The organism is Paracoccus isoporae (assembly GCF_900101865.1).
Taxonomy (GTDB): domain Bacteria; phylum Pseudomonadota; class Alphaproteobacteria; order Rhodobacterales; family Rhodobacteraceae; genus Paracoccus; species Paracoccus isoporae.
In genome coordinates this window covers 1-20733 of sequence record NZ_FNAH01000016.1, presented here as the reverse complement: position 1 = coordinate 20733, position 20733 = coordinate 1, and the positions used below count along the sequence as shown (strand labels likewise).

19 protein-coding genes and 1 pseudogene are annotated in these 20733 nt (G+C 62.1%); 18 read left to right on the top strand and 2 right to left on the bottom strand.

Translation table 11 applies throughout. The features are described 5' to 3' along the window. Positions 1-174: 174 nt before the first annotated feature. Together BLT73_RS16270 and BLT73_RS16265 are read right to left on the bottom strand one after the other, a co-directional pair. Entirely contained in the window at positions 175-1392 is a 1218-nt protein-coding gene (locus BLT73_RS16270) for an NAD(P)/FAD-dependent oxidoreductase (protein WP_090525588.1), read from the bottom strand. After that, the gene (locus tag BLT73_RS16265; RefSeq protein WP_176805189.1) at positions 1392-2171 is read right to left on the bottom strand and encodes an HpcH/HpaI aldolase family protein; all 780 of its coding nucleotides are present in this window, start codon (positions 2169-2171) and stop codon (positions 1392-1394) included. Before BLT73_RS16265 ends, BLT73_RS16270 begins: the two co-directional genes overlap by 1 nt. Positions 2172-2269: 98 nt before the next feature. Here BLT73_RS16265 and BLT73_RS16260 point away from each other — a divergent pair, with 98 nt between their 5' ends. The 18 genes and pseudogenes from BLT73_RS16260 to BLT73_RS17705 all read left to right on the top strand — a co-directional run. Beyond that, complete coding sequence (locus tag BLT73_RS16260; protein ID WP_090525586.1) at positions 2270-3157, top strand: 2-hydroxy-3-oxopropionate reductase; 888 nt, start codon at positions 2270-2272, stop codon at positions 3155-3157. Then, positions 3157-3969 (top strand): shikimate dehydrogenase family protein, encoded by an 813-nt coding sequence (locus tag BLT73_RS16255; protein WP_090525584.1) that lies wholly within the window; start codon positions 3157-3159, stop codon positions 3967-3969. Before BLT73_RS16260 ends, BLT73_RS16255 begins: the two co-directional genes overlap by 1 nt. Continuing rightward, the gene (locus BLT73_RS16250) at positions 3962-4759 is read left to right on the top strand and encodes an SDR family NAD(P)-dependent oxidoreductase (RefSeq protein WP_090525583.1); all 798 of its coding nucleotides are present in this window, start codon (positions 3962-3964) and stop codon (positions 4757-4759) included. Before BLT73_RS16255 ends, BLT73_RS16250 begins: the two co-directional genes overlap by 8 nt. A 3-nt stretch (positions 4760-4762) precedes the next feature. Beyond that, complete coding sequence (locus tag BLT73_RS16245) at positions 4763-5110, top strand: RidA family protein (RefSeq protein ID WP_090525581.1); 348 nt, start codon at positions 4763-4765, stop codon at positions 5108-5110. A gap of 53 nt (positions 5111-5163) precedes the next feature. Then, the gene (locus BLT73_RS16240) at positions 5164-5946 is read left to right on the top strand and encodes a FadR/GntR family transcriptional regulator (protein ID WP_090525579.1); all 783 of its coding nucleotides are present in this window, start codon (positions 5164-5166) and stop codon (positions 5944-5946) included. Positions 5947-6141: 195 nt separating this feature from the next. Continuing rightward, on the top strand, positions 6142-6855 hold the full coding sequence (locus BLT73_RS16235) for an SDR family oxidoreductase (RefSeq protein WP_090525577.1): 714 nt from the start codon (positions 6142-6144) through the stop codon (positions 6853-6855). 2 nt (positions 6856-6857) lie between these two features. Further along, positions 6858-7607, top strand: coding sequence for an SDR family NAD(P)-dependent oxidoreductase (locus BLT73_RS16230; RefSeq protein ID WP_090525575.1), 750 nt, complete (start codon positions 6858-6860; stop codon positions 7605-7607). A 57-nt stretch (positions 7608-7664) separates the two neighbouring features. Further along, complete coding sequence (locus tag BLT73_RS16225; protein WP_090525573.1) at positions 7665-8606, top strand: LysR substrate-binding domain-containing protein; 942 nt, start codon at positions 7665-7667, stop codon at positions 8604-8606. Positions 8607-8669: 63 nt separating this feature from the next. Then, a complete protein-coding gene (locus BLT73_RS16220; RefSeq protein ID WP_090525600.1) occupies positions 8670-9701 on the top strand; it encodes an amino acid ABC transporter substrate-binding protein in 1032 nt (343 codons plus the stop codon). Between the two features lie 57 nt (positions 9702-9758). After that, positions 9759-10922, top strand: a complete 1164-nt coding sequence (locus tag BLT73_RS16215) for an amino acid ABC transporter permease (protein WP_090525571.1) — start codon at positions 9759-9761, stop codon at positions 10920-10922. Positions 10923-10926: 4 nt separating this feature from the next. Then, positions 10927-12021, top strand: coding sequence for an amino acid ABC transporter permease (locus tag BLT73_RS16210; protein ID WP_090525569.1), 1095 nt, complete (start codon positions 10927-10929; stop codon positions 12019-12021). Positions 12022-12032: 11 nt separating this feature from the next. Beyond that, complete coding sequence (locus tag BLT73_RS16205) at positions 12033-12782, top strand: amino acid ABC transporter ATP-binding protein (RefSeq protein ID WP_090525567.1); 750 nt, start codon at positions 12033-12035, stop codon at positions 12780-12782. A 184-nt stretch (positions 12783-12966) separates the two neighbouring features. Then, a complete protein-coding gene (locus BLT73_RS16200) occupies positions 12967-14649 on the top strand; it encodes a thiamine pyrophosphate-binding protein (RefSeq protein ID WP_245727384.1) in 1683 nt (560 codons plus the stop codon). After that, the gene (locus tag BLT73_RS16195; RefSeq protein WP_090525566.1) at positions 14646-16733 is read left to right on the top strand and encodes a hydantoinase/oxoprolinase family protein; all 2088 of its coding nucleotides are present in this window, start codon (positions 14646-14648) and stop codon (positions 16731-16733) included. Before BLT73_RS16200 ends, BLT73_RS16195 begins: the two co-directional genes overlap by 4 nt. After that, positions 16730-18364 carry a hydantoinase B/oxoprolinase family protein gene (locus BLT73_RS16190; protein ID WP_090525565.1) on the top strand — a complete coding sequence of 545 codons (1635 nt, stop codon included), beginning with the start codon at positions 16730-16732 and terminating at the stop codon, positions 18362-18364. Before BLT73_RS16195 ends, BLT73_RS16190 begins: the two co-directional genes overlap by 4 nt. Next, positions 18361-19581 (top strand): pyridoxal phosphate-dependent aminotransferase, encoded by a 1221-nt coding sequence (locus BLT73_RS16185; protein ID WP_090525563.1) that lies wholly within the window; start codon positions 18361-18363, stop codon positions 19579-19581. The genes BLT73_RS16190 and BLT73_RS16185 overlap by 4 nt, the downstream gene beginning before the upstream one ends. Next, a complete protein-coding gene (locus BLT73_RS16180; protein WP_090525561.1) occupies positions 19578-20402 on the top strand; it encodes an NAD-dependent epimerase/dehydratase family protein in 825 nt (274 codons plus the stop codon). Before BLT73_RS16185 ends, BLT73_RS16180 begins: the two co-directional genes overlap by 4 nt. A 237-nt stretch (positions 20403-20639) precedes the next feature. After that, positions 20640-20733: pseudogene (locus tag BLT73_RS17705) on the top strand (electron transfer flavoprotein subunit alpha/FixB family protein); the annotation flags it as partial.

The following is a 20733-nucleotide window of genomic DNA, read 5'->3' as shown; positions in this document are numbered from 1 at the left end:
TCGGTCTTCCTGTTCGTCTCGGCGGTCTCGGATAGATTATCGTTTCGTTCGGCTGCGTGAGCCAAGACAAATCTCGCTTTCCCGCAACGCGGCCAGCCTCCAGCAGACCTCACGTGTCGCAGCGCGGATATTCGCAAGAAGCGGCGCGCAGCCACATCTCGCCGGCGGTCAAGGCTAAATCACGGCTTCTTCAAGGAACGGTTCATTCAGAGGAATGCGTTCGTAGCGGAAAGGGGTCAGGTCCAGCGTCTGAAAGGCACCGTCGACCAGCAACTCCGCCACGGCGCGACCGACTGCGGGGGCCTGCTGCAGCCCGTGACCGGAAAAGCCGTTGGCGAACATGAAATTTGCGATTTCAGGATGAAAGCCGACGATGCCGTTGTGATCCAGCATGTTATACTCGTAATGGCCCGTCCAGCATTGCTTGACTTTCAGAGCCTCGAAATCCGGGATCCGGTGCCAGAGCGCGGGCCAGATGCAGTCTTCGAATTCCTCATGGCAGATCGCGAAATCGTCGTAGTCGGCGGGGCCGTTGTCCAAGGGCGTGTTGCCGGTCAGGAACAACTCTCCCTCGGGCCTGACGAACGTCCCCGTCAGGTCGATGACATTCGGCATCCGGCCGGGGATCGGGGTCTCGCTGGCGAAAACGAAACTATAGCGTTTATGCGGCGCCACCGGGATTGAAAGCCCGGCCATGGCGCAGATTTGCTGCGCCCGCGGTCCGGCGGCATTTACCAGGGTGCCGCATCGGACGGCCTCGCCGGTGGATAGGTGAACCGTCGTGACCCGGCTCTCTTCGACGTCAAGGCCAGTGACTGCATTGTCGATATATTCGACGCCGCTGCAACGCGCCGCGCGCCGCAGCCCGTTCAGCATCCCCATCGAATCGAACCAGCCCTCATCGCGCGCGCCCCATGCCCCGCCCCCGAGATCCTCGACATTGAGCCAGGGGAACCGGTCCTTCAGCGGCCCCGGCTCCAGAAAGACGGTATGCGCGCCAAGGCTGCGCTGCAATTCGACGCGGTCGCGGGCGGCCTCCACGCCTTCGGGTGAGACGCAATACAGATAGCCGTGTTCACGAAATCCCAGGTCAGGCGGAGCCTCATCGGTATAGAAGGCGGTCATGCGCTCGACAAAGCTGCGGATGAACTCAATGCCGAACTGGCTGATCTTGACGTTGATCGGATTGGAATATTGCTGACGGATGGCACTGGTCGACAGCGCGGTCGAGGAGAACTCATAGCTGCTGTCGCGCTCGATCACCAGCACGGATGCCCCCGGCCCGAGTCTCTGGCTGAGCCAGTAGGCGGTGGACGATCCGATGACCGCGCCACCGACGATGACGATGTCATAGGAGCTTCGCTTTGGGGGCTTGTAGGCGGGGATGGGCATCAGGCAACCTCTGATCTGAAGGAAGCCACCAGATTATCCGCGCCTCTGGCGAGCAGGCCGAGATCGGAGCCCACCGCGACCATCGTGAAGCCGTCAGCCAGATAGCGGTCGGCATCCGCCTTCTGAGGCGCGAGGATGCCCGCCGGTTTGCCGGCAGTTCTGGCGGCTTCCAGCACCGAGGCGATGGCTTCCTGGACATGCTCGGCGTTCGGGTTGCCCATCGCGCCCAGATTCGTCGACAGGTCTCCCGGCCCGACGAAAAGGGAGTCGACGCCATCCGTCGCGGCGATCTCGGCGGCATTGGCGACGCCTTTCTCGCACTCGATCTGGGCTGCAAGGAACTGAGCGCCGCGGGCGTCCCTGTGGTAGTCCTTGATCCGGCCGAACTGGTTTGCGCGATGCCCCACAGAGAAGCCCCGGATCCCGCCAAAAGGCGCATATCGCATGGCAGAAACAACCGCGCGCGCCTGATCGGCAGAGCGCACATTGGGGATCATCAAGCTGCGCGCGCCGCCATCCATGAACTGTTTCATCTGATGAGGATCGTCGGATGGCAAGCGGACAACCGGCTCGCAGGGGAACGCCGCCGCGACCTGCAACTGCAGCACGACGCTGCGCAGGTCGTTCGGGCTGTGTTCCGCGTCGATCAGCAGCCAGTCGACACCCGATCCCGCAATGACCTCGGTGGTCAGGGCCTCGGCCAGCGAACACCACAGCCCGATGGCGCTCCGGTTCTCGTTCAGCAGAACCTTCAGAATATTTTTGCGCTCTTGCAGCATCCATCACCCCGGCGATCAAATTTGTATGTTGTATGATGTATTATCACCGACGATAATCTGCAGATAGAGTGAGTCGCAAATGGAAAATCGGAGGGGCCATGAAAATCGGCTTTATCGGGTTGGGCGTCATGGGTGCGCCGATGGCCCGCAACCTCGCCGCCGGCGGGCACGCGTTGCTGACGAGTTTGAACCGCTCGCCCCTGCCGGACGACCTGCCGGCTGAGGTGCTGGACAGCGCCGCTGACGTCGCCCGGCAAAGCGAGATCATTATCACGATGCTGCCCGACACCCCGGATGTCGAGGAGGTGATGCTGGGCGAGGGCGGGATCGTCGAAGGCGTGCAGAGCACCGCGCTTGTCATCGACATGAGCTCGATCAGCCCGATTGCGACAGAGGAATTTGCCAGGGCCATTCGTGAGACGGGGGCCGGCTATATCGATGCGCCTGTCTCTGGCGGCGAAGTCGGGGCCAAGGCGGCCAGCCTTACGATCATGGCGGGTGGAGCCGAGCAGGACTTTCAACGGGCGCTGCCGATTATGCAGCTGATGGGTAAGAACATCACGCTGGTCGGAACGGCGAACGGCTCCGGCCAGACCTGCAAGATCGCGAACCAGATCATCGTGGCGCTGAATATTGAAGCCGTCTCCGAGGCGCTGGTGTTTGCGGCCAAGGCCGGATGCGATCCAGCGAAAGTGCGTGAGGCGCTGCTTGGTGGATTTGCATCCTCGCGCGTTCTGGACGTGCACGGAGAACGGATGATATCGCGCAGTTTCGCGCCCGGCTTCCGCATCGGCCTGCATCAGAAGGATCTGGGGCTCGCACTGGACAGTGCCCGAAAGCTGGGCGTTGCGCTGCCGAATACCGCGACGACGCAGGAACTTTTGAACGCCTGCTCGGCCCGCGGCGGCGCCGGAAAGGACCATTCAGCACTCATCGAGGCACTGGAGCTGCTGGCAAATAACGCGATCAGCACGGAGAAGGCGTGATGCGCGGAACGGGCAAGGCCGATATTTTCGTTATGCTCGCGCATCCGGTCGGTCATGCGAAAAGTCCGGGCATCTTCAACGAGATTTTCGAGCAGAAGGGCCTGGACAGCCTGATGGTCCCACTAAGCTGCGCACCAAAGGATTTCAATATTTTCTGGGCCGGGCTGAGTGCGGCTGAAAATATCCGCGGTGTCATCGTTTCGGTCCCGTTCAAGGCGGCAGTGTTCGAAAAATGCGCGGGCGGGCATGATCGCGCCGTGCGGGTGCGCAGCGCGAATTCGGTCCGGCGCAATCCGGATGGAAGCTGGTATGCGGATAACTTCGACGGCGTCGGCTTCATTGATGCGCTGAAGGCGGGCGGGCACCGGATCGCCGGACAAAAGGTTTTGCAGGTTGGGGCCGGGGGCGCGGGCGCATCGCTCGCCTATTGCCTGGCCGAAGCCGGGGCGGCGCGCATCCGCCTCAGCGATGTTGACGGGGCGCGCGCGGCGACGCTGGCGGACCTGGTCTCAAAGACATTCCCGGCTTGTGAGATTGATGTCGGTCCCGCTGATCCGGCTGGTGCGGATCTCGTGGTCAACGCGACGCCGATGGGCCTGAAGGCGTCCGACCCTTTGCCGCTTGATGTGGCAGGGCTGACATCTGACATGACCGTCGTCGACATCATCATGGAGCCGGCAGAGACGCCGCTTTTGCGCGAGGCCAGGCGGATCGGTTGCAGCACCCAGCCCGGTCGTCCGATGATGGATTATCAGGTCGAGGCGATGGCCGAATTCTTTGACATCGAACGCAAGGATCGCAGTCATGGCTGATTTGGGCACTGCAGTCATCATCGGCGGCACCTCTGGCATCGGAAAGGCCATCGCGCTGCGCTTTGCGGCGGCCGGTGCATCGGTCGTTGTCGCCGGCCGCGACGCCACACGCGGCGAGGATGTCTCGCGGCAGTGTCAGGACAGCGGCGCATCCGGGGCCGAATTCGTGCCGGTGGAAATTGGCGACCCTGCGTCTATTGAGAGCCTCGCGGGCTCGGTGGCGCACGCCTTCGGTTCCCCCCGGATCCTGGTGAACTCCGCGGGCATCCTGCAAAGCGGCAAGCGGGTGCTCGATCAGGATCTGGACGAAGATGAGCGGCTTTGGCGGATCAACTATCGCGGCACGCTGATCGGCTGTCAGGTCTTTGGGCGGCTGATGAAAAAGGCGGGCCGTGGCGCGATCCTGAATGTCGGCTCTCTGGCCTCGTTCGCGCCGCTGTCGCTGCCGGCCTATACGCCGGGCAAGCACGCGGTGATGGCATTGACCGGAATCCTGGCGGCTGAACTCGGTCCGCATGGGGTCCGGGTAAATGCGGTGGCACCCGGCTATACGCTGTCGGATGGCTTGAAAGCGAAGATCTCCGCAGGCGAGCGCGATCCTGATGCCGTCATCGACAGCACGGCATTGCGGAGATTCGTGGCCCCTGAAGATGTCGCAGAAGCGGCGCTGTTTCTGTGTTCCGACCGCGCGGCTTCTATCACCGGTGTCACCCTGCCGGTCGATGCGGGCTGGCTGACTCAGGCGCCTTATGCCCATTACCTGCGCGGAAACCCCATAAAGGACTCCTAAGACATGACGGACATCAAACGCTTCGACTTCGATACCCGTATTCATCACGGAGTCAGCCACAATGGCACGCTCTATCTGACCGGGCAGGTTGCCGAACCGGGGCAGTCAGCCGCCGATCAGATGCGTGAAGTCCTGGGGAAGATCGACGATCTTCTGGCCAAGGCGGGAACCGACAAGACCCGGATACTTCACGTCCAGATGTGGCTGGACGATGTCCGCGATTTCGCAGAGGTCAACGAGGTCTGGGACGCATGGATGCCGATGGAGCACGCCCCGGCGCGATCCTCGGGGCAGGGCCGGATGGCAAAGCCCGGCATGCTGGTCGAACTGATCGTCACGGCGGCGCTCTGACATTATAGTCATCTGGCGGCACCAGCGGTGGTGCCGCGTCACGAAGGAAGCCGATGGGAAAGCGCAAACCTCTTTCGACCCTTGTCTGGGAAGACCTTTCCGAAAAGATCGCCTCGGGCGCGTTGCAGCCCGGTGCGCAATTGCCGACGGAGGCGGAACTTTGCGCCGAATACGAAGTCAGCCGCACCGTCGTGCGGGAGGCGATCGCCCGGCTGCGTTCGGCGGGGCAGGTGATTCCGCAGCAGGGCCGTGGCATGTTCGTCAGCGAAGCGCCCGTGCAGGCAACCTTCCAGATCCCGGAGGAGGAGCTGCAGACGCTTGCGGAAACCATCGCTTTGCTGGAACTACGCCTCAGCGTGGAGGTCGAAGCGGCGGGTCTGTGTGCCGAGCGCCGAACCGATGCTGAAGCCCAGTCCATCGCGGTCCTCATGGACGAGGTCGACAGTGCCCATGCCGATCCGTCCGTCGTTCTGATCCACTATGATTACGATTTTCATTTGCATATCGCAAAGGCCGCGCGGAACGGCTTCATGCTGGCGTTCCTTGAATATCTTCGCCCGCTGATCGTCCCGAGGCATCAGCTTGGCCAGATCGTTTCGGCTGAGTTGAAGGACAGCTATTACGCCCGTATTCACGACGAACATCAGCGGATCGTTGCGGCGATTGTTGCAGGCGACCCGCAGGCGGCGCGAGATGCCATGCGTGCACATCTTCTCAACAGCCTGGAGCGAATGAAGGCGCTCGGCGCGGCGGTGGGTGTCCGCTCCGACCGCTCGCCCGATCTGGAGGCCGCGCGGGCGTTGTTTTCCGGCTTGTCGAAACCCGGTGCGGCCTGACGGCTGACCAAGTTCAACTTTACGATCGGTTGCCGGGCATCTTGCCGAGACAGCAGCCATGACTGACCTCGCCGCTTGGCCCATGGCTGCGCGCGCTTGCGAATGGAAAGAAAAACTTTCCTGTTTGCCGAATTACTTGGTTTTGGCAGGCCGGACTTGGAGACAGAGTTGCCGTAACCCATAGGGGAGGGGCGAATGGCGAAGGCATTGGTGACAGGCGCGTCAAGCGGCATCGGGCTGGCCATCGCACTGGAACTGGCCCGCGCGGGCCATCAGGTCTACGCCGCCGGTCGCAGCGAAAAGGCGCTGAACGATCTTCGTGCCAGCCACGCCAATATCACCCCGATCCAGTTGGACGTCACCGACCGCGAGGCGGCAGAGGCGGCACTGGAAGGCCTGCAGATCGATGTTCTGGTCAATAACGCCGGGATCATGCCGCCGCTGGGGAATTTCGCGGATATGGACATGGCCGATATCGATAGCGCGCTGGAGATCAACCTCAGCGCAGCCATCATGATAACGCGCATGGTCGTGCCACAGATGCGTGACCGCGAGGCGGGACATATCCTGTTTACAGGATCTGCCGCGGCGCATTCGGTTTTTCCGGGCATGGCGGTATATTCCGCCACCAAGGCGGCGATTTCCGGCTTTGCGGCGGGGCTGCGCGCGGATCTGTCGCCCTTTGGCATCCGCGTCACCGAAATCGTGCCGGGCCGGGTCGAGACTGCGCTCTACAAGGACATTCTGGACGCCGAGACGCGGTCGGCCATGTATTCGGCCAGCAAGGCCGTTCAGCCCGAAGATGTTGCCCGCATGGTTAGCGCCGTGCTGGACCTGCCCGAATGGGCCACCGTGTCGCGCTTCGACATCGTGCCGACGCGCCCAACCCCTCCTGCGAAAAAGGGATGACGATGAAAGATCTTTCGGTGCTGATTGTCGGTGGTGGCTCTGGCCTTGGCGCATTGCTTGCTCGGATGGCGGTCGATGCGGGCGCGTCGGCGCTCGGGGTCATTGACCTGAACGCCGCAGCAGCCGAGGCGGCCCTGACACCCGCGCGCGAACGTGGGCTGCCCACGGCATCGGCGGCGGCAGATATTCAGAACGGTTCGGAATGTCACGCGGCGTTCAAGGACATCGCCGGTCAGCTTGGCCAGATTGATACGCTGATAAACTGCGCAGCCATTTATCCGCGCCGCCCGATCATGGAGATCACGGACGCGGAGTGGGATGCCTCGAACGGGGTGAACATCAAGGGCACCTATCACATGATGGTGGCCGCCATTGACCATATGCGCGAGCAGGAGCCGAAGGACCATGTGCGCGGGCGGATCGTCAACATTACCTCGGTCGATGCGTTCAAGGCTCATCCGCAGAACGCTCATTACGCGGCGACCAAGGCGGCGGTGGTCAGCCTCACACGCTCCTTCGCGCATCACGTGGCGGCGGATGGCATCCTGGTGAATTCGGTTGCGCCCGCGGGGATGGCGACGGAACGCGCCCGCGAGCTGGGCTTTCTGGAGGAGCTGTCCAAGGCCAGTCCACTCAATCGCGGCGCGGAGCCGCCAGAGATCGCAGAGTGGGTGCTGATGACGGGCGGGCCGAAGAACACCTACATGACCGGCGAGAATGTCATCGTTTCCGGTGGTTATATCTATGCCTGAGGCCAGGTCAAACCGCGCTGTCGGGAGCGCATGACACGGGGAGGGAAGTCAGATCGCATGAACGGCAAGCTGCGCCTACCGCCCCTGAATGCTCTGCGGGCCTTCCACGCCGTGGCACGCCACAAGAGCCTGCGCCAGGCTGCGGATGAGCTGTATGTGACCCCGCAGGCCGTGGGCCAGCAGATCAAGCTTCTGGAAGACGCGCTTCAGGTCAAGTTGTTCGAACGCAAGGGCCGCTCGATCGAGCCGACGGAAAGCGCGGTTCTGCTGGCGCATTATGTCGAGGCCGGATTCAGTGAGTTTGCCGAAGGGGTGCGGCGGATCACGCGCTCACCTTATCGCGACCGCATCAACCTCAATACGAGCCCCTATTTCGCGACGAACTATCTGCTGCGTCACCTGTCCGAGTTCCGCGAAGAGATGCCGAGCCTGGATCTTCGTCTGACGACAATGATCGACATGCCAGATTTCGCTCGTGACGATGTCGATATGACCGTGCAGTGGGGCTACGGACATTGGTCCGACGTGGAGTGCACGCTTCTGGTGCGGGATCCGAAGGTGATCTGCTGCACGGCCCAGATCGCCGCGACGCTGCGCAAACCCGCCGATCTTCTGGATTGCACCTTGTTGGATACGGTCAAGTCCAAGCATCTGTGGACAGATATTTTCCGGCATCTTGGTGTCGAGCCGGGCGAGCAGCATGGCAGCATCGGCTTTGACGACGCAGCATCGATGCGCCGGGCGACGTTGCAGGGGATCGGCGTCGGCCTGTTGTCGCCGCATGACGCGCATGCCGATATGCGCAGTGGAGAGCTTGTCGCGCCGCTAGGCCGCGACATTCTGGATGACATGCCCGACGACCAGGTGCCCGGCTTCTATCTGCTGGTGCCGCGCGGCCATCTGCGCGTGCAGGGCGTCGCGGCGCTGCATCGTTGGATGGTGTCGCAGGATTGGGGACGCGACCTCATCCGCAAGGATCATGCGACGAACAGAGGATGACGGATCACGGCCTCTGGTAGCCGGGGAATGAAGATATTCGTGACTATCACCTGGGAGGAGAAAATGAGTTCAACGACTTATGGCCTGATGGCCGCGGCTGCCTTGGCGGCCATCGGAAGCACCGCATCTGCAGAAAGTGGCGATACGCTTGCGGCGGTCAAGGAACGCGGGAACCTGCTTTGCACGGGGCATGACGGGTCATATCTCGGCTTCGCCGAGGTGGACGATCAGGGCGAATGGCAGGGCATGGATATCGAGCTCTGCCGGGCCGTGACCACCGCCATTTTCGGTGATCCGTCGCATCTGACGGTTATTCCGATCAGCTGGGCGCAGCGCTGGCCGTCCCTTCAGACCGGCGAGGTGGATATGGTGATCAAGGCCTCGGGCGCGACGCTCAGCCGCGATACCGAGTTGGGTATGCAGTTCTCGCTCTCCTATTATCTGGGAACAACGAAGATCATGGCCCATAAGGAGTTGGGACTCTCCACGCTCGCCGATGCCGATGGCGGCACGGTTTGCATCCCTGCCGGCACGACGATCCAGCAGCAGATCGCGGCCTATGCCTCAAAGCTGGGTATCGAATTGGAGCCGGTCTTGATCGAAAAGACCGAAGAGCTGGAGCAGGCCTATTTCTCGGGCCGCTGCGATCTGTATGCGCAATGGGGTCCGGTCCTGGCCATCGCCCGCACTGCGAAAAGCAGCGTCGAGGATCACGACATTCTGCCCGACGTGTTGGCCGTCGAACCCGAGGTCATCGTGATGCGCCCCGGCGACGACAACTGGATCGACATCGCCAACTGGACGCTGTCGGCGCTGTGGTTTGCGGAGCAGGAAGGGATCAACTCGGAAAACGTCGATGAGATCAAGGCGGATCCGCCGAGCCCCGTCGTTGCGAAGTTCCTGGGCGAAAGCCCCGGCATGGGCACCCCGCTGGGTCTGGAGGATGACTGGGCCTACAATGTGATCAAGAATGTCGGCAACTATGCCGAGATCTTTGATCGCACGCTCGGCGAAGGCTCTCCCTATCAGATGGATCGCGAGATGACCGCGCTCTGGAACGATGGCGGTGTTCTCTATCCGTATGTGATCGACTGACGCAATGCGGTCCCGCCCAGCCGGCGGGTCCGCTTTCCCATGCCCGGAGGCGTGCCCATGCCCGGATTCCTGAGAAACCAGAAGGTTCGCAACGCCTTGTTGCAGGCGCTGTTTGTCGCAGTTGTCCTGGTCATCGTGCTCGGTGGCTGGCGCAACGCGCAGCAGACGCTCGAAGCGCAGAACATGGTGTCCGGCTTCGGCTTTCTGGACAAATCCACCGGCTGGGATCTGACCTTCTCCTTGCTGCCGACCTCGTCGAGCGATCCTTACTGGTGGTTCTTTGTCGTCGGCATTCTGAACACGCTGTTTCTCGGCATCATCGGCCTTGCGCTTGCAACGCTGATCGGCGGCATCATCGGGATCATGCGCACGCTGGATAACCCCGTTCTGAACCTGCTCGGCCGCAGCTATGTCGATTTCTTCCGCAATATCCCGCTGATCCTGCAGGTGTTCTTCTGGTATGCGGTCGTCACCCACCTGCCAAGTCCGCGAGAGGCCGCCACGTTCGGGCCGCTGACCATGTCCAGCCGCGGGATCTACATGCCGGCGCTGAATGTCGGGGGATGGTATCTGTTTGCCGCGGCGATCGCCGTGCTGGCCGCGGTCGTCCTGCCTTTCTGGGTCGGCAGAACGCGCCGCATCGCCCGACCGCCAGAGAGCCGGCACGGGCTGATCTGGGCAGCCTTTCTGGTCCCGCTGGCCTTGGCTATCGCGATTGTCCTTATCGGGCGCGACCCGGCAGAGCCTTTGCTCAGCATACCTGCACTTGGCGGGTTGAATATTCGTGGCGGGCTGCGGATCTCGCCTGAATTCAGCGCGATGCTGATTTCCATCGGCATCTATGGCGGTGCCTATATAGCCGAAATCGTGCGCGGCGGGTTCAAGGCTGTCGGTAAAGGCCAGACGGAGGCGGCCCATGCGCTTGGCCTGACGCCCCTGCAATCCTTTTTCCGCATCCGGCTGCCACTGGCGTTGCGCGCAATGCTGCCGATCCTCGCCAATCAGTATATCTGGCTGATCAAGGCCACGACGATGGGCATTGCCATCGGGTTCAACGATTTCTTTATGATCGTCGCAGTCACCATCAACCAATCGGGCCAGACGATCGAGGCGATTGCCATCCTGATGGCGGGCTTCCTCGCGATCAACCTGACGCTCGCGGCGATTTTCAACCGGATCAACAAGGCGATTGCCCTCAAGGGCAATCAGCTGCGGAGCTGATGACATGAGCGATGTTGCACGTCACGCTGTCTCCGGCCAGCCCGCGCCGCCTGGTATCGGTGAAAGGCTGAGAAAGGATTATTTCCGCTCGCCGCAGCAAGCGTTAATTTCCATCCTTGGGCTGGGCTTCTTTGCCTGGATCCTGTGGACCGTCGCGAACTGGGCGATTTTCTCGGCTGTTTTTGACGGCGACGCCTCGCCGGAGGAGTGTCGCGCCGCCAGCGGAGCCTGCTGGACGGTGATCGCGCAGCGTTGGCGGATCATCCTGTTCGGGCTTTATCCGTTTGAAGAGCAATGGCGCTCGGCCTTGGCCTGCGTCACCGTCGTGGCGATGGTCGTGCTGAGCTGTCTGCCCTCCTCCTGGACGGGCAAGCGGCTGGCAGCCATTTGGCTTATCGGCACGGCGCTGTTCTATGTGCTGATGAAGGGCGGTCTTCTGGGAATGCCCCTGATCGGAGAGGAAAGATGGGGCGGGCTTGCACTGACCCTGTTCATCTTCGTGACGACCTGCCTGATCGGCTTTCCGCTGTCGATCGTGCTGGCCTTGCTGCGGCGCTCGGAACTGCCGGTGATCTCGAAAGGCATCGGACTTTTCATCGACGCTGTGCGCTCGCTGCCGCTGCTCTCAATCCTGTTCGCCTTCGCGGTGGTGGTGCCGTTCATGCTGCCGCAATGGCTACAGGCCGGTAAACTTTACCGTGTGATCTTCGGCGCGGCACTCTTCTTTGCTGCCTATCAGGCAGAGATCATCCGCGGCGGGATGCAGGGCGTGGCGACCGGGCAAAGCGAGGCGGCAAAATCGCTCGGTCTTGGTTATTGGCAGCGCACAAGCCGCATCCTTCTTCCGCAGGCGATGCGCAATGCATTGCCCGCGACGATCAACCAGTTTGTGATTTCGTTCAAGGAAACCTCGCTGGTCATCGTCGTGGGTTTCTTCGAAATTCTCGCCTCTGGCAATGCCGCCTATGGAACCGGCGACTGGACCTTCGCCTATCGCGAGGTCTACGCGTTCATCGCCCTCATCTACTTCGTCTTTGTCTTCAGCCTGTCCCGCTATGGCGCCTATCTGGAACGGCGCATGGCGGTCGGTGAGCTTTAGGGAGTCTCAGCATGACAAATCCTGCCGCACGCGCCGTGACCATCGAGGGCATGAACAAGTTCTATGGTGGGTTCCACGCGCTCAAGGACATCAACCTGACCGTCGATCCGGGCGAGAAGGTGGTTGTCTGCGGTCCGTCCGGGTCTGGCAAATCGACCATGATCCGCTGCATCAACCGGCTGGAGGAGCATAATTCCGGCCTGATCGAGGTGCTGGGAACGCCGCTCAACGACGATGTCGGCAATATCGACGAGATCCGGCGCGAAGTCGGGATGGTGTTTCAGCATTTCAACCTTTTCCCGCATATGACCGTTCTGGAAAATTGTGTGCTGGCGCCGATGCTTGTGCGCAAGACGCCGCGCGCGCAGGCCGAAGCGGCAGCGATGAAATATCTTGAAAAGGTGCGCATCCCGGAACAGGCGCAGAAATATCCAGGCCAGTTGTCCGGCGGTCAGCAGCAGCGTGTGGCCATCGCGCGCTCCTTGTGTATGGGGCCGAAGATCATGCTGTTCGATGAACCCACCTCAGCTCTTGATCCTGAGATGATTTCCGAGGTGCTGGATGTCATGGTCAGCCTTGCTTCGGACGGGATGACGATGATCTGTGTCACGCATGAAATGGGCTTTGCGCGCCGCGTCGCGGACCGGGTGATCTTCATGGACCGGGGCGAGATCGTGGAAACCGCCGATCCCGAAACTTTCTTCACCGCACCCAAGAACGAGCGCACGCAGCAATTCCTTGCGCAGGTGACGGGTCACTGACACGCAATGACATGAAAGCCGAACTTTCGTGACGCTGTCAGCCGGCCCTCCGCGCGATGCGGTTTCGCGCCTGCGCAGCAGCTTGTGCCGCGGGCGGACAAAGGCAAACTTTCATAACCGTCGCGCTTCTTTGTTTTTTCCGGCCGCCCGGCAACGCAATCTGAACGGGACACAATAGCACGATATGGATCACACCCAAATGACGCGACATGGTGGTCAGCTTCTGGTCGAATGCTTGCTGGCGCTTGGGGCTCGGAAGGGGTTCGGGGTGCCCGGCGAAAGCTATCTCGCCGTTCTCGACGCGTTGCACGACACCGAAGGCAGGCTGGATTTCGTGCTTTGCCGGAATGAAGGCGGCGCGGCCTTCATGGCGGCGGCATGGGGCAAGCTGACCGGGCAACCGGGCTTGTGTTTCGTGACCCGTGGGCCTGGCGTCACCAATGCCTCGATCGGGATTCACACGGCAATGCAGGATTCGGCACCGATGATCATTTTCGTCGGGCAGATTGGCACAGACATGCGGGGCCGCGAGGCGTTTCAGGAAATCGACTATCGGGCAGTGTTCGGCACAATGGCGAAATGGGCGGTCGAGATCGACGATGTGGATCGCATCCCGGAAGTCCTGTCGCGGGCATGGATCGCGGCGACAACCGGTCGGCCCGGCCCTGTGGTGATCGCCCTGCCCGAGGATATGCTGACCAGCCTCACGGATAAACCGGCCCTGACCGTTCCGCCCTGGATCGCGGAGCCTGCCCCTGCACCCGATGCGGTTGCCGAGGCGCAAAGGCTGCTGACGGATGCAAAGCGCCCGCTGATCCTGATGGGTGGCTGCAACTGGACGCATACGGGGCGCGATGCCTTGCAAAGCTTCGCAGAGGCCTCTGACATCCCGGTTGTCGCGGTCTTCCGCTACCAGGACCAGTTCGACAATCATTCGCCGGTCTATGCCGGCGAGGCCGGGGTCGGGATGCCGTCCCATGTGAAGGCGCTGATCCGTGAGGCCGATGTGATCCTCGCCGTCAATATCCGCTTCGGCGAGATGACGACGGATGGTTATACGCTGCTGGATGTGCCTGTGCCCAAGCAGCGGCTGATCCATGTCCACGGTTCGGACCGGGAAATCGGCAAGATTTATCAGCCGACATTGGGCATCCATGCCGGGCCGAATGCTTTTGCTGTGGCCCTGTCGCCGGTCAGCGGAGACCGGGCCGCCTGGCGCGAAAAGGCTAGGGCAGATTGGGAGGCCAGTCTGGATGTGCCGCCGCAGCCCTCGCCGGTCGATATGGCGGCTGTCACAAAACATCTGCGCGCGGTTTTGCCGGATGATGCCATCCTGACCAACGGCGCAGGCAATTTCACCGTCTGGCCGAACAAGTGCTTCCCCTTCGGCCCGAAGGCGCGTCTGCTTGCTCCGCAATCCGGTGCCATGGGTTACGGCTTGCCCGCCGCCATTGCCGCGCAGATCGCCCATCCCGACCGCGTTGTGGTCTGCTTCGCGGGCGATGGCGATTTTCATATGAACTTTCAGGAACTCGGCACCGCGATGCAGGCCGGTGCGCAGCCCATCGTGCTGATCCTGAACAATGGGATCTACGGCACCATCCGCGCCCATCAGGAACGCAATTATCCGGCCCGTGTCTCTGGCACGACGCTGGAAAACCCTGATTTCGTGGCTCTCGCCCGCGCCTTTGGCTTTCATGCCGAGCGTATCGAGACCACCGATGAATTCGCCCCGGCCTTCGCCCGGGCCATGCGCTCGCCCAACGGCGCGGTCCTTGATCTGAACATCTCGCCCGAGGCGCTTACCCCGCGCCAGACCCTATCTCAGATGCGCGACACCGCGCTCGCCGCAAAGGACAATCCATGACCGACGCGATCCGCCTTGGCGCCGATATCGGCGGCACGTTCACAGATATTGCCCTTGAATGCCGGGGAGAGTTGTTCTCGACCAAGGTGCTGACGAATTACGCCGCGCCCGAACAATCCATCCTGGACGGGATCGAGGTGGTTCTGCGCGATGCCGATATTACGCCCGCCGATTTGGATATCGTCATCCATGGCACGACGCTGGCGACCAATGCGCTGATCGAACGTCGCGGCGCACGCACCGCGCTGATCACGACCGAAGGTTTTCGCGACGTGATCGAGATGCGGACCGAAAGCCGGTTCGAACAATACGACCTGAATCTGCGCCTGCCCGCGCCGCTGATCCCGCGCGAGGACCGTTTCCCCGTCAAGGGCCGGATCGGGGCGCATGGGCAGGAACTGCAGCCGCTGGATGACGCCGCACTGGAAGCCTTGGCCGACCACATCGCGGCAGAAGGCTTCGGCGCGGTCGCCATCGGTTTCATCCATTCCTATATGAACGCCGATCATGAACGCCGAGCGCGCGAGATCATCGCCGCGAAAACCGACGTGCCGATTTCGATCTCGGCCGAGGTCTCGCCCCAGATGCGCGAGTTTGAACGCTTTAACACCGTCTGCGCGAACGCTTATGTCCGCCCGCAGATGCAGGACTACCTGACGCGGCTTCAGGTCCGGCTGAAAGAGATGGGCGCCGATTGCCCGGTTTTCATGATCCATTCCGGCGGCGGGTTGATCGGGGTCGAGACAGCGGCGGAATTCCCGGTCCGGCTGGTCGAGTCCGGCCCGGCGGGCGGCGCGATCTTCGCCGCCGATGTAGCGCAGCGCTTCGGGCTGGAAAAAGTGGTCAGCTATGACATGGGCGGCACCACCGCCAAGATCTGCCTGATCGAGGATTTTGCGCCCAAGACCGCGCGCACCTTCGAGGTCGCGCGGACATATCGCTTCTGCAAGGGCTCTGGGATGCCGATCTCGATCCCGGTGATCGAGATGATCGAGATCGGGGCAGGGGGGGGCTCGCTCGCTTGGGTCGATGCGATGGGGCGCATCCAGACCGGGCCGGAATCTGCAGCGTCAGAGCCCGGCCCGGCCTGTTATCAGCGCGGCGGCGAACGACCGGCGATTACCGATGCCGATCTGGCGCTTGGAAAGCTTGACCCTGACAATTTCGCCGGTGGCGCGATCAAGCTGTCTGCCGCCAATTCGGATGCTGCGATCACCCGCGATGTTGGCAGCCGCCTTGGCCTGTCGACCGAGGCCGCGGCCTTCGGCATTGTCGAGGTGGTGGACGAGAACATGGCCAACGCGGCCCGCGTCCATGCTGTTGAGAATGGCAAGAATATCTCGGATAATATCATGATCGCATTTGGCGGCGCGGCACCTCTTCATGCGTCGCGGTTATGCGAGAAGCTGGGCATCGACCAATGCCTGATCCCATCGGGGGCGGGTGTCGGGTCGGCCATCGGCTTTCTGAAGGCGCCCTTCGGGTATGAGGCGCTGACCTCGCAGGTGGTGCGGCTGTCGGAATTCGATGCGGAGCGCGTGAATTCGCTGCTGGACGATCTGACCGCGACGGCCGAAAAATTCGTCCGCGAAGGCAGCAGCGGCGAAATCCAGCGAGAGCGGATCGCCTTCATGCGCTATGTCGGGCAAGGCTGGGAGATCCCCGTCGCATTGCCCGACCGGGCCTTTTCGCCGGACGATGCCGACTGGTTGCGCGATGCCTTCCGCAAAGCCTATGCCCGTTTCTTCGGTCGCGCCATTGACGGGCTCGACGGGCTGGAGATCGAGATCGTGACCTTCTCGGTCAAGGCGCAGGACACGCGTCCTGCACCAGAGGCCCACCAGCTCACGACCGGCCAGTCAGGCCAGCATAACGGCACAACCCGAGAGGTCTTCGATCCGGCAGAGGGCCGCATGGTCGCCTCTTCCATCATCGAGCGCAGCGATCTGCTGCCAGGTGCCCGCGTCGCCGGCCCGGCGATCATCACCGAACGCGAAACCTCGACCGTGGTGACTTCGCCCTTCGATGTGGTGATGCAGGCCGACGGCTCCCTTCTTCTGACCCGCAAGGAGATGCAGCAATGAGCGATGCGACGGTCGATCCGACTCAGGAAATCCGCATGCAGGTGATGTGGAACCGCCTGATCTCGGTTGTCGAGGAACAGGCGCTGACGCTGCTCAGGACGGCGTTTTCGACCTCTGTTCGCGAGGCGGGGGACCTTTCTGCCGGCGTGTTCGACCCGCAGGGCCGGATGCTGGCGCAGGCCGTGACCGGGACGCCCGGTCATGTGAATACCATGGCCGAGGCGGTGCTGAACTTCATGGCCGAAATCCCCTGCGATGAGATGTATCCGGGCGACACCTATGTCACCAACGATCCCTGGCTGGGGACCGGGCATCTGCACGACATCACCATGGTTTCGCCGTCCTTCAAGGGTGAGGAGCTGGTCGGCTTTTTCGCCTGCACCGCCCATGTCGTCGATGTTGGCGGGCGGGGCTTCGGGGCGGATGGGAAATCCGTCTATGAGGAGGGCATCCAGATCCCGATCATGAAATTCGCCGAAAAGGGCGAGGTGAACCGCGACCTGATCCGCATCCTGCGCGCCAATATCCGCGAGCCCAACCAGGTCATCGGCGATTTCTATTCTCTGGCAGCGTGTAACGATGTCGGTCATCGACGCCTGATCGAAATGATGGACGAAATCGGGCTGGCGAACCTCGACACCCTCGGCGATTTCATCTTCACGCGTACCCGCACCGCCATGCTGGAACGGATCGCGGCGCTGCCTGAGGGCGCGTGGAGCAACGAGTTGACGGTCGATGGCTACGACGAACCGGTGCATCTTGTCGCAACGCTTAAAACACGCGGCAAGACGGTGAATGTCGATTTCACCGGCAGCGATCCGGTCAGCCGCTGGGGTATCAACGTCCCGATCATCTATACCAAGGCCTATGCCTGCTATGCGATGAAATGCGTCATTGCGCCGGATATTCCAAATAACTGGGCCTCGCTGGAGCCGTTCACCGTCTCATCACCCGTCAACATCCTGAACGCGCAGCGCCCCGCGCCGGTTAGCCTTCGGCATGTGTTCGGCCATATGGTCCCCGATCTTGTGCTTGGTGCGCTTGCGCTGGCGCTTCCGGGCATGATTCTTGCCGAGGGTTCGGGGGCACTGTGGAATATCCATATCTCGGCGCGTCCGCTGCCAGGGGGCGAAGGGCGAAATGCTGAAATCTTGATGTTCAATTCCGGTGGCATGGGTGCACGGCCCGAACTTGACGGGCTGTCGGCCACCGCCTTCCCGTCGGGTGTGATGACGATGCCGATCGAGGCGACGGAACAGACCGGCCCTGTCGTGATCTGGCGCAAGGAGTTGCGACCGGATTCGGCGGGGGACGGGCAGTATCGCGGTGGACTTGGTCAGGTCATCGAGATCGAGGCGGCGGCGGGGCATCAGTTCGACTTTTCCGCCATGTTCGACCGTATCGAAAATGCCCCGCGCGGACGCGAAGGCGGGCAGAACGGCACGCCCGGCTCTGTCACGCTGGACGACGGCACCAAGATGCGCCCCAAGGGCTGGCAGCATGTCCCGGCCGGCCGCCGGCTGATGCTGAAACTGCCGGGCGGGGGCGGCTATGGCGACCCGTCGCGGCGCAGCAACGAGGCGCGCAGCATTGACGTGATCAGAGGTTATGTGACGGAGGACGGACAATGAACTATGTCGCTGAACGGCTGTCGGTGGTCAAACCCTCGGCCTCGATGGTCGCCTCGCAGGCCGCGAAATCGCTTGCCGCGACCGGGGTGGACGTGATCGACCTCGGGCTGGGAGAGCCGGATTTCCCGACGCCTGAGCATATCTCCAAGGCGGCTTACGATGCTGCCCTGTTGGGTGAGACGCTCTACACGGCCTCGACCGGCACGCTGGCCCTGCGTGAGGCCGTCGCTGAAAAATTCCGCCGCGAGAACGGGCTGGATTATCGCCCGGAAGAGATCGCAGTGGCCAATGGTGCCAAGCAGATCATCTTCAACGCACTTCTCGCGACGCTGAACGATGGCGATGAGGCGATCCTTCCGACGCCTTATTTTGTCAGCTACCCCGAGATGGTGAAGCTGCTCGGGGGCGTGCCCGTGACGCCGCAATGCCCCGCGGAGGCAGGCTTCAGGCTGACGCCTGATGTGCTGGAAGGTGCCATCACGCCGCGCAGCAAATGGCTGTTCCTGAACGCGCCCGGCAACCCCTCTGGTGCGGTTTACAGCAAGGCGGAAATGCAGGCGCTTGGAGAGGTGCTTGCGAAACATCCGCAGGTGCTGATCCTGTCCGACGAGATCTACGAGCATATCATCTTCGATGGCCGCGACTTCGTCAGCTTCGCTACGGCCTGCCCGGATCTGCGAGAGCGTTCGCTGATCGTGAACGGCGTGTCAAAATCCTATGCGATGACGGGCTGGCGTGTCGGCTATGCTGCCGGCCCGGCCACCCTGATCAAGGCAATGGGCACTGTTCAAAGCCAAAGCTGCACGTCTGTTGCCGCACCGATGCAGGCAGCGGCGGTCGCAGCGCTGACCGGGCCGCAGGAATGCGTGGCCGAGTTTCGCGAAGCATTTCAACGCCGCCGCGATCTGGTGGTTGCGGGCATCGCGCAGATTGACGGGCTGGAACTCCCCGCCCCTGAAGGCGCGTTCTATGCCTATATCGGCTGCGCCGATCTCATCGGACGGCGCACACCGGACGGCAATATTCTTGAAACCGACGCGGATGTTTCGGATTATCTTCTTGCAGAGGGCCATGTCGGATCGGTCCCCGGATCGGCCTACGGGCTGTCGCCCTTCTTCCGCATTTCGACAGCGACGTCGGACAAGGTGCTGCGCGAAGCCATCGACCGTATCGCCCGCGCTGTCGCCGCACTCGAACCCTCTCAGGAGACCGCATGATGAAGCCGCGCTACGACACAATCCTGATCACCGGCGCCGCCGGTCGTCTTGGGACGGAACTGCGCCGGGGCCTTGCGCCGCTGGCAAAAACGCTTCGGCTGGCGGATGTCGACGAAATCGAGGACGCCAAGCCGAACGAAGAGGTTCGGACTTTCGATCTCTCCGACATGGATGCCGTCATGTCGGCCTGCGAAGGTGTTGACGCCATCGTCCATTTCGGCGGCGCGCCGCAGGAACGACCCTGGGACGAGGTGCTGAACTCCAATATTCGCGGCAGCTACCACATCTATGAAGGCGCAAGGAAACACGGCGTTTCTCGTGTTGTTTATGCATCCTCGGTCCATGCGATTGGCTATCACGAGCTCGAAACCCATATCGATGCGGCGGCGCCGCATCGTCCTGACAGCCTCTACGGCCTTTCGAAATGCTTTGTCGAGGATCTTGGCCGCCTGTATTGGGACAAGTTCGGGATCGAGAGCGCCATGCTGCGGATATTTTCATCCTTCCCGGAACCCGCTGACCGGCGGATGCTGTGGTCGTGGCTGTCCTTCGATGATTGTGTCCGGCTGGTCAGCGCCGCCCTGAGCGCACCCCGCATCGGCTTCACGGTCAGCTTCGGCATGTCGGATAATGCCGTCAAGCCTGTCGATAACCGGCTGGCCTACCATCTGGGCTATCAGGCTGCCGACAACACGGAGCGGTTCCGCGACGCCGTGGAAACTAAGACGGATACGCCGGACCCGACCAAACCGGCGGTCCGCTGTCTCGGCGGTTGGTTCGTCGATATCGGACATCCCGATGACGAGGCGCCGTCGGAGTAGCGTATCTGAACAGGGCGTTCCGTTGGTCGTGGCCGAGCATGCGACAGCAATTGTCTGCGGATCAGACCAAATTAAGGTTTTCGAGCCAGTGTGACGCGTGGCCGATGACGACCTGCAACCCTCTGGGATGACTACGGCATCAATGCGAGCCCGCGGCTGGAGATCACCCGCACCGCCGGAGCCTGAGGGGCGCAAGGTGGGGATCGTGGTCGAGGACGCGGCAGAAAACGCTACAGGATCGACGGCGTGGCGAAGGTGCTGGTGGCCGAGGATGATCTCTACGGCCACCGCCTGGCGGAACCCACCGCGGCGCTGATGGTGGAACTGGCCG